The sequence below is a fragment of the Corynebacterium suedekumii genome (assembly GCF_030252185.1).
Classification (GTDB): domain Bacteria; phylum Actinomycetota; class Actinomycetes; order Mycobacteriales; family Mycobacteriaceae; genus Corynebacterium; species Corynebacterium suedekumii.
The window spans coordinates 933,557-950,161 of the sequence record NZ_CP126970.1 but is presented as its reverse complement, the minus strand read 5'-3'; the positions used below and the strand labels follow the sequence as shown (position 1 = coordinate 950,161).

Genomic DNA, 16,605 nt, shown 5'->3' with positions numbered 1-16,605 from the left:
CCTCAGGGCAGTGGGAGGGGCCGGATCTCCGCCCCGAACTGCTCCTGCAGGTACTTCCGGGAGCGTCGCTGCCCCTCGATGGTGTGCCACGCCTCGACGAGGTCGGCGGCGGCCATGGCCCAGGTCCAGGCGGTGCGTCCGACCGGCTCGCCGCGGTAGGCCTCGGCCAGCGCGGCCGGATCGGGCTGCTCGGGGGCCGTGAAACGCGGCAGGGTGAGCGAGGCGTTGGCCTCCTTCGCCGCGGTGGCGGCCGCGGTGATCTCGGCGAGGGAGTTGTCGATCGCCTGCCGGATCTGCTCGAGCGTCAGGCCGTCGCCGTCGGTGGGCAGGACGGTGGCGTCGGTGAGCAGATCATCCAGGCGTGCGGGATCGACCTCCCCGTCCCCGAGGATCCATGCGCCGGACAGGATTCCGGAGGCCGAGGGCCCGTCGGCGGAGGTCTGCACGTGCCACACGACGACCGTGTCGTCCTGCTTGTCGACGACCGCGAGCACCGTCACGCCGTCTCCTCCCGGGCGGCTGCCAGGCGCTGGCGGTGGGAGACCTCGGCGGCGGCGAAGGACACGGCGCCCGCGACCGCACCGAGCAGGGTGTTCGGCCGTCGCACACCGCGCTTCCGCAGGAAGGCGGCGATGCGGCGCTGCACGGCGGCGTCGACACGCACCGTCATGAGGATGACCACCGCGGCGGCGACAATGATCGCCCACGTCCGTGTCGGCGAATCCACCGAGAAGTCACCCGCCGGGGTATCCGAGTCCGGGCCGGCCCGGTGCCCGATGTGGCCGATGGACTGCCGCAGCTGATCGACCATGACGGCCGGATCATTGTCCGGGTCCTCGTCGAAGGAGTTGAGGACCGCCACCAGGGCACCGCCACCGGCGAGCAGACCCAGCTTCACCAGCGCGCGGGCCGGGCGGGAGGAGACGTAGTCCGGCGAGGCGACGAACGCGCCGACCACGCCCGACTGGGTCACGCGGCCGGCCAGAGTGTCATCAAGGCTGTAGTAGTCGGTCATGGACTCCAGCCTAGCGCCCGCAGCCCGCACCGACAGCGCCGATCGCCGCACTGTATACGCTGGTGACCATGTTCGGACGCAAGAAGGGCTTCGACCCCGACAAGGACCAGCAGGACGGCCGCTTCATCGCCGCGGAGCAGACGAACCTGCCTCTCAATGACTTCATGACGCGGCTCATGGCCCAGGAACTCCCCCTCCTGGACAGTCACGACCGCTCCACCGTCTACCGGCTCCTGCGCGAGTACGCCGAGTCAGGGCAACCGGAGATCACCAGTCAGGACGAGTTGCCGGCGGAGATCCGGGAGATCATCGACCTGTAGAAATGCGGACAACCCCAGCCCGAAGGCTGGGGTTGTCCACTCAGTCCTCTCAAGGACTTGGGGTGTCTACCTAGAGACTAGGAGGACAGAGCGTCAACGACACCCTGGGCGCCGGTGAACACGCCGCCGCCGACAGCGCCGATGGCGTTGAAGACGGTCTCGACGAAGTTGGAGACGATGTTGACGATGTCGGTGAAGAAGTCAGACATGTGAGTGTCCTTTCTCGGAGGTTGTCGAACAAACCTGGTGGCTTGTTCCGTGTCTCAACAATGACAAACCTGCCCCGCCCTGAGCAACCCCGACCCCGGCCGCGAAAAGTGGATTCAGCTTCATGAAAATTATGCTTATGCACATGTTTCCGCTACTCAGGCCGATTTTTCTGGCGAGCGGATATGCCGAGCCTGATGCATACAATTGACCCCGAAACTACCCTAATTCAGGGGTGAGAAAATGGCCTGCGAAATCGTTTCCGCAGGCCGACAAGGGTGATGTCCTCGATGAGCGCAGAGGAAAACGGTGCATAACATGCACGTCGGTGGCGCTCCGCGACGGTCGCTGAAAAGTCCCTTATCGCTTGCGGAAATGATAAAACACTGTAAATCGGAAAGCAACCGTCGGGCGTTACATTTTCCGCCTGATTCGAGATTTTTCGCCCCGAGGGCGGTTTTCCTGTTAACGCCACCCGCCCGGAGGGCGATGAAGAAGTGGTGCGTGTGCCCTGCTTCGTGTGCAACAAGAGATATAGGACACGGGCTCTCAGCGGGCTGATATGTTTCACCGCCCGCCCCTCCCTTTCGCTGCGGGGTCCGGCGCCCGGCCACGGGTAGGCTCGTCGATGTATCAGGTACGCGGGTATGGCCCGCGGACTTCAGTCGAGAGAAGAATCGGATGATGGAACTCCAGACCACTGAACAGTCCCTCACCGGATGGGGCCGTACGGCGCCCACCACGGCGCATGTCCTGGCCACGCCGGACGTCGAGACGATCATCAACGCGGTCCGGCAGGTCGCGGACGACAACGCCGACAAGCCGGTCCATCTGCGTCGTGGCGTCATCGCCCGCGGCATGGGCCGCTCCTACGGTGACCCGGCACAGAACGCGGGCGGCCTCGTCGTCGACATGCAGCCGCTCAACCGCATCCACGCCATCGACCCGGACACCGCCCTGGTCGATGTCGACGGTGGTGTGACCCTGGACCAGCTGATGAAGGCCGCCCTCCCCTACGGCCTGTGGGTTCCGGTGCTGCCGGGCACCCGGCAGGTGACCATCGGTGGCGCCATCGGCCCGGACATCCACGGCAAGAACCACCATTCGGCCGGTTCCTTCGGTGACCACGTCGCCTCGATGGAGCTGCTCGTGGCCGACGGCCGCGTCCTCCACCTGGAGCCGGAGGGCTCGGCGGATGACCCGGACGGCACCCTGTTCTGGGCGACCGTCGGCGGTATGGGCCTGACCGGCATCATTCTGCGGGCGACCATCCGCATGACCAAGACGGAGACCGCCTACTTCATCGCCGACGGTGACCTCACCCAGAATCTGGATGAGACGGTGGAGTTCCACGCGGACGGTTCGGAGAAGAACTACACGTACTCCTCCGCCTGGTTCGACGCGATCTCCCCGGAGCCGAAGCTGGGCCGTGCCGCCATCTCCCGCGGCAGCCTCGCCACCCTCGACCAGCTCAAGGAGCTGTCCCCGAAGCTGGCGAAGGATCCGCTGAAGTTCAACGCGCCCCAGCTGGTGACGGTGCCGGACATCTTCCCGTCCTTCACCATGAACAAGCTGTCCATGATGGCCATCGGCGAGCTGTGGTGGCTCAAGTCCGGTGAATACCGCAACCAGGTCCAGAACCTCACGCAGTTCTACCAGCCGCTGGATCTCATCGGTGAGTGGAACCGTGGCTACGGTTCGAGGGGTTTCCTGCAGTACCAGTTCGTCGTGCCGCGCGAGGCGGTGGAGCCGTTCAAGGAGATCATCCGGGACATCCAGAAGTCCGGCCACTACTCGGCGCTCAACGTGTTCAAGCTGTTCGGCGAGGGCAACCGTGCCCCGCTGTCGTACCCGATGCCGGGCTGGAACGTGTGCGTCGACTTCCCCATCAAGAAGGGCCTCGGCGCCTTCCTCGATGACCTGGACCGTCGGGTCATGGAGTTCGGCGGCCGCCTGTACCTGGCCAAGGAGTCGCGGACGTCGGCGGAGAACTTCCACCGGATGTACCCGGGCATGGCCGACTGGCTGGCCACCCGCAACGAGATCGACCCGACGGGGGTCTTCGCCTCCGACATGTCCCGCCGCCTCGAACTGAACTAACTAGGAGAATCCGAAAACCATGCTCAATGCAGTGGGCCAGGCCCAGAACATCCTCCTGCTCGGCGGCACGTCCGAGATCGGTCTCGGCATCGTCGCCGAGTTCCTCTCCCGCGGTCCCGCCCGCGTCACCCTCGCTGCGCGTGCCGATTCCCCGCGTATCGACGCCGCCGTGGACCAGGTCCGCGCCGCCGGCGCCAGCGAGGTGGACGTCATCGACTTCGACGCCACCAACTTCGCCCAGCACCCGGCCGTCATCGATTCCGCCTTCGCCCACGGTGACGTGGACGTGGCGATCGTGGCCTTCGGCACCCTCGGTGACCAGGAGGCACTGTGGCAGGACCAGGCGGCCGCCGTGTCCTCCGCGCAGACCAACTACACCGGCCCCGTCTCGGTCGGCGTCCTGCTGGGGCGGAAGTTCCGGGAGCAGGGCCACGGCACCATCGTCGCCCTCTCCTCGGTTGCGGGCACCCGTGTCCGTCGCTCCAACTTCGTCTACGGCGCCTCCAAGGCCGGCATGGACGGTTTCTACACCCAGCTCGGTGAGGCGCTGCGTGACTCCGGCGCCAAGGTCCTCGTCGTCCGTCCCGGTCAGGTACGCACGAAGATGAGCTCCGGCGGCAAGGAGGCACCGCTGACCGTCGACGTCGAGGACGTCGCCACGGCCACGGTCAGCGCCGTTCTGGAGGGCAAGGACATCATTTTCGTCCACCCGGCGTTCCAGGCTGTCGCCGCGGTGTTCGGGGTGCTGCCGCGCCAGATTTTCCGCAGGCTACCCTTTTAGGCATGTCGACCCGCGCCACCGTCACGGACGCCCTCCCCGCCTCCGCCCGGAACACCGAGAACTTCACCTCTGACGGGCTCAGCCGGGGCCGCACCCTGCTCGGGATCGCGGCGGCGTCACTGGGCGGCGGTGGCCTCACCCTCGCGGCCTGGCTCGTCCTGCGGCTGACCAGCTGGCCGGCGTTCAACCGGTCCAACATGATCTTCGCGCTGTCCACGGCGGTGACACTCGCCGTGATGATCGCGGTGGGGGTGGTGATGACGGCGTGGCTGCTCGACGACCAGCGGGCGTCGCGGCGTCGAAAAGCTCTGTACGCGCAGGCCGTGGACACCTCCGAGCCGGAGCCGGGAGCGGACGGCAACGTCGCCCCCGTCCCGGTTCCTCCCTCGAGATCCACCGGCCACGCTGGCGGGTGATCCTCACCTACGTGGTGGCGTACCTCTCCCCCGCCGCGATCGTCATCTCCACCACCGCCATTCCGCTGGCGTCGACCCGTCTCTACCTCGACGGCATCCAGGTCGACCAGGGTTTCCGCACCCAGTTCCTCACCCGAATGGCCACCACGTGGGGCAACGAGGACATGAACTACGCCGACCTGCCCTCCTACTACCCGCTGGGCTGGTTCTGGCCCGCCGGCCGGCTGGCCAACCTGCTGGGGATCCCCGGCTGGGAGGTCTACCAGCCGTGGGCCCTGGTCTCCATCGCGGCGACCGGCTGCGTGCTCGTCCCGGTGTGGCAGCGCCTGTCTGGATCCCTCGCGGTGGCCACCGCCATCGCCCTGGTGAGCGTGTGTGTCTCCCTGGTCATGAGCCCCGAGGAGCCCTACGGCGCGGTCGTGGCCATGGGCGCCCCGGCCGCCACCATCCTGGCCAAGCGCGCCCTGCTCGGGTCCTGGTTCGCCAGCGTGGGCCTGATGATCTACATGGGCATCTCCGCGACGGTGTACACCCTGTTCACCGGCGTCGTGGGCGTCTCCATCGTCGCCATCGCGGCGATGTTCATGGCCCTGCACTCCCGGACGTGGGTGCCCGTCAAGCACCTCTTCCTCATCGGTGGCGGCGCCATCCTCATCGCCCTGATCGCGTGGGGGCCGTACCTGTGGATGGTGGTCACCGGACATCCGCACGACGGCAGCGCGGCCCCGAACTACCTGCCGCCGGAAGGGGCGCAGATCCCCCTGCCGTTCCTCACCCCGTCCATCATCGGCGTGCTGTGCCTGCTGGGGCTGATCTTCCTCATCGTGCGGTCCTGGGACCCCGAGGTGCGCTCCATGGGTGTCTCGCTCATCGGTTTCTACGTCTGGGCCGCCGCCTCGATGGTGGCCACGCTCGCCGGTAGCACACTGCTCGGCTTCCGGATCGACATCCTCATCGTCCTCGTCCTGGCCACCGCCGGTGTCCTTGCCATCGTCGAGTTCCGGCTCGTGGGACTCGACCGCTTCTACCCGAACCGGTTCAGCGACAAGGCCCGTCGGTACATCACCATCATTCTCACGGTGGTTCTGGCGGCCGCCGGCCTGAGCTACGCCCAGTCCATCCCGCTGAAGAACATGACCGCCATCGACAACGCGTACTCCAACACCGACGGCTACGGTGAACGGGCCGACCTCGCCGCCCCCGACGCCGGCCGCTACTACGCCGACATCGACGCCGAGATCCGCTCCCACGGGTACGTCCCGGAGGACACGGTGGTGTTCACCGACGAGATCAACTTCATGGCGTTCAACCCCTACCTGGGTTTCCAGGCCTTCACCAGCCACTACGCCAACCCGCTGGGCGAGTTCGAGGCCCGGAACGCGGCCATCGAGTCCTGGGCCGACGGCTCATGGGACCAGTTGGCGGATCCGGACGCCTTCGCCGCCGCCCTCGAAGAGGTGAAGTGGCGCTCCCCGGACGTGTTCATCCTCCGCGGTGAGCTGGATGATCCGGAGGCCGGCTGGAAGACCCACGTCAGTGAGGACATCTACCCCAACAACCCGAATGTCCGCTACCGCGGGCTGCAGTTCAACAGTGCCCCGTTCCTCGATGATCCGGAGATGTGGGATGTCGCCCAGATCGGTCCGTTCGTGGTGGCGAGCCGGTTGAGCCAGTGACGCTGACGTAGACTCAACGCCTGTGTCTGCAACCGCCGTGTCGAAAAAGTGACCCCCGGGGTACCGCCCCGGGCGGGCTGAAGAATCTCGCGATCATCTCCGGCCTCCTGGGGTTTCTGATCTTCGTGCTCACCCCGTTCCTGCCGGTCAACCAGACCCAGTCGACGCTGTCCTGGCCCCAGGGCGACAGCCTCAACTCGGTGAACGCGCCGCTGGTGTCCTACGCGCCGGAGAGCATCGACGTGACGGTGCCCATCACCGACGCGATCGACGGTCTCCGCGACGACCAGTCCCTGGTGCTGTCCACCCTCCCGGCGGACTCGACGGACGCCACCTCCCGTGGCCTGTTCGTCCGCTCCACCGACGGCGGGATCGACGTGGTCATCCGCGACCAGGTCCCCTTCGAACTCACCGAGGACGAGATCGCCGAGCTTGACGACGCCGCGGTGCTCCACATCTCCTCCACCGAGGAGGAGACGGTGGTCACCGTCCCCGACGAGACGGATGACGAGGGCGAGCCGCTGCGCGGCGTCATCGACGAGGACACCCGCCCCCAGGTCACCGGCATCTACACCGAACTCGACGACGCCTCCGGTGCCGCGGCCGCACTGGCGGCCGCCGGACTCGACGTCGAGGTGGAGATCAACTCCCGCTTCACCACCACCCCCTCGGCGGTGAAGTACATCGCCATGTTCGCGGGCTTGGCCCTGCTCGTGGTGTCCCTGTGGTGCCTGCACCGGATGGACCAGCTGGACGGGCGGTCGTCGAGACGCTTCCTCCCCGCCGGCTGGTGGAAGTTCCGCCCCCTCGACGGCATCGTCGGCTTCGTGCTGCTCTACTGGCACATCTGGGGTGCGAACACCTCCGATGACGGCTTCATCCTCACCATGGCGCGGGTGTCCGAGAACGCCGGCTACATGGCCAACTACTACCGCTGGTTCGGTGTGCCGGAGTCCCCCTTCGGCTCCCCGTACTACGACCTGCTCGCCCTCATGGCCCAGGTGTCCTCCGCCTCGGTGTGGATGCGCCTGCCCGCGCTCATCTCCGGCATCATCATCTGGCTGGTCCTGTCCCGGGAGATCCTGCCCCGCCTCGGCGCGAAGATCGCCGGCCGGCAGGTCGCCCACTGGACCGCCGCGATGGTCTTCCTCGCCTTCTGGCTGCCCTACAACAACGGCACCCGGCCCGAGCCGATCATCGCCATGGGTGCGCTGCTGACCTGGGCGTCCTTCGAGCGCTCCATCGCCACCTCCCGGCTGCTGCCGGCGGCGATCGGCGTCATCATCGCCACCATCTCCCTCGGCGCCGGCCCGACCGGCCTCATGGCCGTCGCCGCCCTCCTGGCGTCCCTGTCCAGCCTGTTCCGGATCATCTACCGCCGCCTGCCGCTGCTCGGCGCCCCGCCCGGCTCGTCCAAGGGCACGATCATCCAGGGCGTGCTCGCCATGGTCGCCCCGTTCCTCGCCGCCGGCACCGCCATCCTCATCGCCGTGTTCGGCGACCAGACCTGGGCGAGCGTCATGGAGTCCATCCGGGTGCGCTCGGACAAGGGCCCGTCCATGACGTGGTACGAGGAGTGGGCGCGCTACCAGACCCTCATGGAACAGACCGTCGACGGCTCACTCACCCGCCGTTTCGCGGTGCTCATGATGTTCCTCTGCCTGGCCATCGTCCTCGCCGCCATCCTGCGGCGCGGCCGGGTCCCGGGGGCCGCGAAGGGCCCGTCGCTGCGCCTGGTGCTCATCATCTTCGGCACCATGTTCTTCCTCATGTTCACCCCGACGAAGTGGACCCACCACTTCGGCGTCTACGCGGGCATCGCGGGTGCGCTCGCCGCCCTGGCGGCCGTGTCCCTCAGTTATGTGGCGCTCCGGTCCTCGCGGGCGCGGACGCTGTTCATCGGTGCGGTGCTGTTCCTCCTGGCGATCTCCCTGGCCGGCATCAACGGCTGGTGGTACGTGTCCAGCTTCGGCATCCCGTGGTTCGACAGGACCATCCAGTTCCGTGGATTCGAGGCGTCCACCCCGGTGCTCTTCCTGGCGCTGCTCGTCCTCGTCATCGGCACGATCCAGTCCTTCGTCAGTGACATCCGCACCGCCCAGGCCGAGGCCACCGGCCACCTCGCCGAATACGAGGCCGAGCGCACCGAGAAGCTCAAGCGCTGGACCGGCCTGGCCTCCGCACCCATCGCCATCGCCTGCGCCCTCATCGTCCTGTTCTCCATGGCGTCACTGGGCAAGGGCTTCGTCTCCCAGTACCCGGCCTACTCCGTCGGCCTGGGTAACCTGCGCTCGCTGACCGGCAACACCTGCAGCCTGGCCAATGACGCCCTGGTGGAGACCAACTCCAACGACTCCTTCCTCACCCCCGTCGGCACCGACCTCGGTGAATCCCTCGAGTCCGAGGACAACCGCGGCTTCGAGGCGAACAACGTGCCGCCGTCGATCAACCAGGACGCGGTGTCCACCGCCTCCGTCGGCGCCATCGCCGACTCGGAGAACTCCGGCGGTTCCGCCGAGTCCACCGGCCAGGAGACCGGCAACACCGGCGGTGTGCGCGCCGACACCGGTGTCAACGGTTCCACCGCCCGCCTGCCCTTCGCCCTGGACTACACCCGCGTCCCGGTCGTCGGTTCCTGGACCTCCGGCCCGCAGTTCCCCGCGGAGATCACCACCGCCTGGTACGAGCTGCCGGAGGCCACCGAGGACGCCCCGCTGCTCGTCGTCTCCGCGGCCGGCCGCATCGAGCACCACGACATCAACGGCGTGCTCCACGACGGCCAGGACCTGGTTCTCGAGTACGGCACCCGGGGTCCCGACGGCGAGATCGACGAGGACTCCGTCGGCGAGATGGAGATGCTCGACATCGGCCCGCAGCCGTCCTGGCGCAACCTGCGCCTGCCGCTCGAGGCCCTCCCGGCGGAGGCGGACGTCGTGCGCATCGTCGCCACCGACCTCAGCCTCGACCCGGAGCAATGGCTGGCGTTCACCCCGCCGCGCGTGCCCACCCTCGACAGCCTCGACAACGTCGTCGGCTCCGAGAAGCCGGGCCTGCTCGACTGGTCCGTCGCCCTGCAGTTCCCCTGCCAGCGCACGTTCGACCACTTCGCCGGTGTGGCTGAGATCCCCGAGTTCCGCATCTCCCCGGACCACCCGGGCAAGTCGACGCTCACCCCGTTCCAGGACTACGACGGCGGTGGTGTCATGGGCACCGCCGAGGCGGTGAACAACTCCTACGAGCTGCCCAGCTACACCAAGGACGACTGGCACCGTGACTGGGGATCCATCGAGATCTACCAGCGCCGCGCCAACTCCGAGGACATCGCCCCGGATGACGCTGAGATCGAACTGGAGACCATCCAGCGTTCCGGCCTGTGGCATCCGTCGGACATGATGATCGCCACCGGCGACTGACGGTGACACGTGGCAGGGCCCGGCGTGCAGGTGACCTGCACGCCGGGGCCCTGCGGCGATTCCGGTTACGCTCGTCGGACATGAACGGTCACCAGGACAGCACCGCCGAGCGGATCGTCGCCGACGCCCTCGACGCCATCATCTACGCCGGGCACGACGGCACCATCCGGCTGTGGAACCACGGCGCGGAACTCATGTTCGGCCAGAGTGCCCAGGAGGCGCAGGGGAAGTCGCTGGACATCATCATCCCGGAGAAGCACCGGCCCGCACACTGGCGTGGCTGGGAGCGGGTGATGGCCTCCGGGGAGACGAGGTACGGCAGCGATCCCCTGTCGGTGCCGGGCGTCCGGAAGGACGGCAGCACCCTGTCGCTGGACTTCACCATCATCATGCTCAAGGACGCCGGGGGTGAGGCCGAGGGCGTGGCCGCCATCCTGCGCGACGTGAGTCAGCGGTGGCAGGAGACCCGGGAGCTGCGTCGACAGATCCGCGACCTCACGCAGGACCGGGACGCCGACACCCGCTGATGCCGGGGGTTGGTCAGACCCCCAGCGGCACGGTCGACGGGGTGACGGCCACCGGCAGGGCGGTCTCGCCCATGAGGTCGGCGTCGACGGCGGCAGCCGCGGCGCGGCCCTCCGCGATGGCCCAGACGATGAGTGACTGGCCGCGGCCGTTGTCGCCGGCGACGTAGACCTTCGGGCGGAACCCGGGGAGCAGCGGCTTGACGGAGGCGCGGTACTGCTCGTCGCGGACCATGCGTCCGCGGTCGTCGAAGGCGACGCCGAGCTCGTGGACCAGGCCGCCGCGCTCGGCACCGGTGAAGCCGAGGGCGATGAAGACGAGGTCGGCCTCGAACTCGAACTCACTGCCCGGGACGGGGGTGCGGACACCGTCGATGACCTCGATCTCAACGCAGCGCAGGCCGGTGAGTGTGCCCTCGGAGCCGAGGAACTCGACGGTGTTGGCGGAGAACACGCGGCCACCGAGGGTGTCGCCGGGGGCGCGGGTGGCCAGGCCGAGGGCTTCGATTTCCTCGGCGGACTCGTTGCCGGTGATGACGTACTCGCCCTCTTCGTGGGCGGTGGCGGTGCGCCACACCAGGGGGAAGGTGGGCCACGGGGTGGAGGCGGCGCGGGTCTTCGGGGCGGGCGGGCGGATGTCGAACTGGGTGACGCTCGCCGCGCCCTGGCGCAGGGCGGTGCCGAAGCAGTCGATGCCGGTGTCGCCGCCACCGATGATGACCACCTTCTTGCCTTCGGCGGAGATCTGGGGGTGGTCCATGTCACCCTCGTTGACGCGGTTCTGCAGCGGCAGGTAATCCATCGCCTGGTGGACGCCCTCGAGGTCCCGGCCCTCGGCCGGGAGTTCGCGCGGGAGGGGGTGCCGGTGGCGAGCACGACGGCGTCGAAACGCGCGAGGTCCTGCGCGGTGGGGGACACGCCGGTGCGGAAGGTGGTGCCCTCGGCTGCCATCTGCTCGATGCGGCGGTCGATGAAGCGGTTCTCCATCTTGTAGTCCGGGACGCCGTAGCGCATGAGACCCCCGATGCGGTCGTCACGTTCGTAGACGGTGACGCGGTGTCCGGCGCGGGTGAGCTGCTGGGCGGCGGCCAGGCCGGCGGGCCCGGAGCCGACGACGGCGACGGACTGGCCGGTGTCGAAGCTGGGGGCGACCGGCGTGACCCAGCCTTCCTCGAAGCCCTTCTCGGCGATGGCGAGTTCGACGTTCTTGATGGTCACGGCCTCGTCGTTGATGGCCAGGACACACGCGCCCTCACACGGCGCCGGGCAGAGCCGGCCGGTGAACTCGGGGAAGTTGTTGGTGGCGTGGAGGCGGTCATAGGCCTCCTTCCACCGGTTCTGACGGACCAGGTCGTTCCATTCGGGGATGATGTTGCCGAGCGGGCAGCCCTCGTGGCAGAAGGGGACGCCGCAGTCCATGCAGCGGGTGGCCTGCTGCTGGATCTGGCCGCCGGGGGCGTCCTCGTAGACCTCGCGGAAGTCCATGAGACGCAGCGGGACGGGCCGGTGGGCGGGCTCGGCGCGGGTGTGCTTGCGGAAACCGTGCGGATCAGCCATGTCAGTTCACTGCCTCCATGATCGCGGTGTTGATGTCGCGGCTTTCCTGGCTCGCGAGGTCGATGATGCCCAGGACCTTCTTGTAGTCACGCGGCATGACCTTGACCATGTCGCGGGCCTGCCAGGTGGTCGTGGAGCCGGTGAGGCGGATGTGTTCGTCGATGATGCTCTCCAGGAACTCGACGTCCTCGTCGGTGAGCTTCTCGACGTCCACCATCTCACCGTTGATGCGCCGCTCCAGGTCGCCGACGGGGGCGAGGTAGGCGACGCCGCCGGACATGCCGGCGCCGAAGTTGTCGCCGACCTCACCGAGGACGACGACGCGGCCGCCGGTCATGTACTCGCAGCCGTGGTTGCCGATACCCTCGACGACCGCGGTGGCGCCGGAGTTGCGGACGCAGAAGCGTTCGCCGACAGCACCGGCGATGAAGATGTCGCCGCTGGTGGCGCCGAAGCCGATGACGTTGCCGGCGATGATGTCGGGGTTGTCGGCGCTGATCTGCTCCGGCGCGGTGCCGTGCGGGCGCACGATGATCCGGCCGCCGGACAGACCCTTGCCCACGAAGTCGTTGGCGTCGCCGACGAGGTCGAGGGTCAGGCCCCGCGGAATGAACGCGCCGAAGGAGTTGCCGGCGGAGCCGGTGAGCGTCACGGCGATGGTGCCGTCCGGCAGGCCCTCGGCGCCGGCCGCCCGGGTGATGCGGGAGCCGGTCATGGTGCCGACGGTGCGGTCGACGTTGCGGACGGGATAGCTCAGGTGGACCTGCGGCACCGGGCTCGACGCCATCCAGGCTGGGGCATTCGAGCTGGAGGCGGCCGCGGCGGCGTCGATGGTCAGCTGGGTGTCACGGATGATGCGCTCGTCGAGGATGCCCGCCAGGCCGTGCTCCTGGGTCTTCGTCTGCCGCTGGTTCTGGTGGCGGAAGAACGGGGACTCGGGCACCTCGAAGATCGGGGAGAGGTCGAGGGCGGCGGCGCGGGGATGGGCGGAGGTGAAGGCGGCGTCGTCACGCTGACGCAGCACGTGGGCCTGGCCGACGGCCTCGTCGATGGAGCGGAAGCCCAGCTCGGCGAGGTACTCGCGGACCTCCTGGGCGAGGAAGGTGAAGAAGTTGACCACGTGGTCGGCCTGGCCGGTGTACTTCTTGCGCAGCTCGGGGTTCTGGGTGGCGATGCCGACCGGGCAGGTGTCGAGGTGACACACGCGCATCATGATGCAGCCCTCGACGACGAGCGGGGCAGTGGCGAAACCGAACTCCTCGGCGCCGAGCAGGGCAGCGATGACGACGTCGCGGCCGGTCTTGAGCTGGCCGTCGCACTGGACGCGGATGCGGTCGCGCAGGCCGTTGAGCAGCAGGGTCTGCTGGGTCTCGGCGAGGCCGAGTTCCCAGGGGCCGCCGGCGTGCTTGAGGGAGGTCAGCGGGGAGGCGCCGGTGCCGCCGTCGTGGCCGGAGATGAGGACGACGTCGGCATGCGCCTTGGACACGCCCGCGGCGACGGTGCCCACGCCGGCCTCGGCGACGAGTTTGACGTGGATGCGGCCCTGCGGGTTGGCATTCTTCAGGTCGAAGATGAGCTGGGCGAGGTCCTCGATGGAGTAGATGTCGTGGTGCGGCGGCGGAGAGATCAGGCCCACGCCCGGGGTGGTGATACGCACCTCGGCGATCCACGGGTAGACCTTGTTCGGCGGGAGCTGCCCGCCCTCGCCGGGCTTGGCGCCCTGGGCCATCTTGATCTGGATGTCGGTGCAGTTGTTGAGGTAGTGGCTGGTCACGCCGAAGCGGCCGGAGGCGACCTGCTTGATGGCGGAGCGCTTCCAGTCACCGTTGGGTTCGACGTCGAATCGCGCGGGGTCCTCGCCGCCCTCGCCGGAGTTGGACATGGCGTGGAGGCGGTTCATGGCAATCGCCAGGGTCTCGTGGGCCTCGGCGGAGATGGAGCCGTAGGACATCGCGCCGGTGGAGAAGCGGGTGACGATGTCGGCGACCGGTTCGACCTCGTCGACGCTGATGGGCGCCCGGTCGGAGGCGAACTCGACCATGCCGCGGATGGTGGCCAGGCGGCGGGACTGGTCGTCGACGGCGCGGGTGTAGTCGCGGAAGATCTGGTACTGGCCGGTGCGGGTGGCGTGCTGGAGCTTGAAGATGGTCTCGGGGTTGAACAGGTGGTACTCGCCCTCCCGGCGCCACTTGTACTCGCCGCCGAGGTCGAGTTCGCGGTGGGCGAGTTCCTCGGGGCGGGGCAGGAAGGCGGAGCGGTGGCGGGCCTCGACGTCCTCGGCCAGCTCCGCCAGGTCGACGCCGCCGATCGGGGAGGTCACGCCGCCGAAGTACTCGTCGAGCAGGGCCTGGGACAGGCCGGTGACGTCGGCGAGCTGGGCGCCACGGTAGGAGGCGACGGTAGCGATGCCCATCTTCGACATCACCTTGAGCACGCCGGAGGTGGCGGCGGTGATGTAGTTGGTGCAGGCCTCGTCGAGGGTGAGGTCACCGAGCTGGCCCTTCATGCGCAGCTCGTCGATGGTCTCGAAGGCCATGTAGGGGTTGATGGCGTCGGCGCCGAAGCTGACGAGCATGGCCAGGTGGTGGACCTCCCGGGCGTCACCGGCCTCGATGACCAGGGACGCGCGGGTGCGGGTCCGCTCGGCGACGAGGTGCTGGTGCACCGCGGAGGTCAGCAGCAGCGACGGGATCGGGGCGTAGCGTTCGTCGGACTCGCGGTCGGAGATGACCAGGAGGGTGGCGCCGTCGCGGATGGCGGCGGATGCTTCCCGACGCACGCGGTCGATCGCCGCCCGCATACCGGCACCGTGGTGGGCCACTGGGTAGAGACCGGAGATGACGGCGGTGCGGAAGTGCGGCCAGTCGCCGTCGTCGTCGGCGTGGCGGAGGGTGGCCAGCTGGTGGTTGTCGATGACCGGCCCGGTCAGCCGGATGCGTCGGGCGGCAGCCGAGGTGGGGTTGAGCACGTCGGACTGCGCGCCGAGCAGGGTGTGCATGGAGGTGACCGGCTTCTCCCGGATGGAGTCGAGCGGCGGGTTGGTCACCTGGGCGAAACGCTGGGCGAAGAAGTCGTAGAGCATCCGGGGGCGCTGCGACAGGGCCGCGATGGGGGTGTCGGATCCCATGGAGCCGATCGCCTCGGCGGCGTTGAGCGCCATCGGGGCGATGATGAGGTCGACGTCCTCCTCGGTGATGCCGAAGACGCGCTGGCGCAGCACGGCCCGGTTGTGGGGCATGTACTCGTAGCGGGTCTGCGGGAGGTTCTCGATGTGGACGAAGTTCTCGTTGATCCAGGTCCGGTAGGGCTTGGCACTGCCGAGGGAGGCCTTGATCTCCTCGTCCGGCACGATGCGGCCGGCGGCGGTGTCCACGAGGAACATCCGGCCCGGCTGCACGCGGGTCCGCTTGACGACGTCGCGCGGGTCCAGGTCCAGCACACCCGCCTCGGAGGCCATGACGACGAGGCCGTCCCTGGTCACCCAGATGCGTCCCGGGCGCAGGCCGTTGCGGTCCAGTACCGCGCCGATGAGGGTGCCGTCGGTGAAGGCGACGGCCGCGGGGCCGTCCCAGGGTTCCATGAGGCAGGAGTGGTACTCGTAGAAGTCGCGCAGCTCGGGGTCGATGGTGGGGTTGTGCTCCCAGGCCTGGGGGATCATCATCGCCATGGCGTGGGGCAGGGAGTAGCCGCCGAGGTGGAGGAGTTCGAGGGCCTCGTCGAAACGCGCGGTGTCGGAGCCGTCGGGCGAGCAGATGGGCAGCACCCGGTCGAGGGGGCCGAGGAGCTCGGAGTCGATGAGGGCCTCGCGGGCGCGCATCCAGTTCTCGTTGCCGGTGACGGTGTTGATCTCTCCGTTGTGGGCGACGAAGCGGTACGGGTGGGCCAGCGGCCACGAGGGGAAGGTGTTGGTGGAGAAACGCGAGTGGACCAGGGCCATGGCCGAGGCCATCCGGGGGTCGCGCAGGTCCTGGTAGAACTCGGCGAGCTGCGGGGTGGTGAGCATGCCCTTGTACACGACGGTGCGTGAGGACAGCGACGGGAAGTACACCGTCTCCTCGCCGTGCTTGGTGCCCAGTTCGCGGGCGCAGCGCTTGCGGATGAAGAACATCACCCGGTCCAGGTCGACCCCGGTGCGCTGGCCGGCGGCGAGGAAGATCTGCTCGAAGTGGGGCATGGCGTCGAGAGCCATGGTGCCCAGGCCGGAGGGGTCGACGGGGACCTCGCGCCAGCCGAGGACCGTCGCCCCCTCTTCGACGGCGATGGCCTCGATCTCCCGCTTGGCGTCGAACATGGCCATACGGCGGCGCGGGAGGAAGGCGATGCCGGTGGCGAAGGCCCCGGCGTCGGGCAGGGTCACCCCCTGCTCGGCCATGACGGTGCGGTAGAAGCTGTCGGGGATCTGCAGGAGGATGCCGGTGCCGTCGCCGGTGTTCTTCTCTGCACCGGCGGCACCACGGTGGTCGATGTTCTGCAGGATCTGCAGTCCCTTGTCCACGATGTCGCGGGACGCGCGTCCGTGCATGTCGGCGACGAAGCCGACACCGCAGGCATCGTGTTCGTGTCGGGGGTCGTAGAGGCCCTGACGGTCCATGGATT

The 16,605-nt window shown here is 68.4% G+C and carries 11 protein-coding genes and 1 pseudogene; 7 read left to right on the top strand and 5 right to left on the bottom strand.

Features of this window, described 5'->3' with window-relative positions; all coding sequences use genetic code 11:
* Window positions 1-2: 2 nt before the first annotated feature.
* Complete coding sequence (locus QP029_RS04680) at window positions 3-500, bottom strand: hypothetical protein (RefSeq protein ID WP_284875679.1); 498 nt, start codon at window positions 498-500, stop codon at window positions 3-5.
* A complete protein-coding gene (locus QP029_RS04675) occupies window positions 497-1,015 on the bottom strand; it encodes a hypothetical protein (RefSeq protein WP_284875678.1) in 519 nt (172 codons plus the stop codon). The genes QP029_RS04680 and QP029_RS04675 overlap by 4 nt, the downstream gene beginning before the upstream one ends.
* A 68-nt stretch (window positions 1,016-1,083) precedes the next feature.
* Between QP029_RS04675 and QP029_RS04670 the strand changes: the two genes are divergently transcribed.
* Complete coding sequence (locus QP029_RS04670; protein WP_284875677.1) at window positions 1,084-1,335, top strand: hypothetical protein; 252 nt, start codon at window positions 1,084-1,086, stop codon at window positions 1,333-1,335.
* A 77-nt stretch (window positions 1,336-1,412) separates the two neighbouring features.
* On the opposite strand, the gene QP029_RS04665 is transcribed toward QP029_RS04670, so the two are convergent.
* On the bottom strand, window positions 1,413-1,544 hold the full coding sequence (locus tag QP029_RS04665; protein ID WP_284875676.1) for a hypothetical protein: 132 nt from the start codon (window positions 1,542-1,544) through the stop codon (window positions 1,413-1,415).
* A 682-nt stretch (window positions 1,545-2,226) separates the two neighbouring features.
* Here QP029_RS04665 and dprE1 point away from each other — a divergent pair.
* The 6 genes from dprE1 to QP029_RS04635 all read left to right on the top strand — a co-directional run bounded on the left by dprE1 (window position 2,227) and on the right by QP029_RS04635 (window position 10,455).
* Window positions 2,227-3,642 (top strand): decaprenylphosphoryl-beta-D-ribose oxidase, encoded by a 1,416-nt coding sequence (gene dprE1 / locus QP029_RS04660; protein WP_284876153.1) that lies wholly within the window; start codon window positions 2,227-2,229, stop codon window positions 3,640-3,642.
* 19 nt (window positions 3,643-3,661) lie between these two features.
* Window positions 3,662-4,423 carry a decaprenylphospho-beta-D-erythro-pentofuranosid-2-ulose 2-reductase gene (gene dprE2, locus QP029_RS04655; protein WP_284875675.1) on the top strand — a complete coding sequence of 254 codons (762 nt, stop codon included), beginning with the start codon at window positions 3,662-3,664 and terminating at the stop codon, window positions 4,421-4,423.
* A 2-nt stretch (window positions 4,424-4,425) separates the two neighbouring features.
* Window positions 4,426-4,839: an arabinofuranosyltransferase gene (locus tag QP029_RS04650; protein WP_284875674.1), complete on the top strand. Its 414-nt coding sequence runs from the start codon at window positions 4,426-4,428 to the stop codon at window positions 4,837-4,839.
* Window positions 4,836-6,515 (top strand): galactan 5-O-arabinofuranosyltransferase, encoded by a 1,680-nt coding sequence (locus QP029_RS04645; RefSeq protein ID WP_284875673.1) that lies wholly within the window; start codon window positions 4,836-4,838, stop codon window positions 6,513-6,515. The genes QP029_RS04650 and QP029_RS04645 overlap by 4 nt, the downstream gene beginning before the upstream one ends.
* 20 nt (window positions 6,516-6,535) lie before the next feature.
* Complete coding sequence (locus QP029_RS04640; protein WP_284876152.1) at window positions 6,536-9,928, top strand: arabinosyltransferase domain-containing protein; 3,393 nt, start codon at window positions 6,536-6,538, stop codon at window positions 9,926-9,928.
* Window positions 9,929-10,008: 80 nt separating this feature from the next.
* On the top strand, window positions 10,009-10,455 hold the full coding sequence (locus tag QP029_RS04635) for a PAS domain-containing protein (protein ID WP_284875672.1): 447 nt from the start codon (window positions 10,009-10,011) through the stop codon (window positions 10,453-10,455).
* Between the two features lie 13 nt (window positions 10,456-10,468).
* Here the strand turns inward: QP029_RS04635 and QP029_RS04630 are convergent.
* Window positions 10,469-12,009 (bottom strand): annotated as a pseudogene (locus tag QP029_RS04630) (glutamate synthase subunit beta).
* Window position 12,010: 1 nt separating this feature from the next.
* Entirely contained in the window at window positions 12,011-16,600 is a 4,590-nt protein-coding gene (gltB, locus tag QP029_RS04625; RefSeq protein WP_284875671.1) for a glutamate synthase large subunit, read from the bottom strand.
* Window positions 16,601-16,605 lie beyond the last annotated feature (5 nt).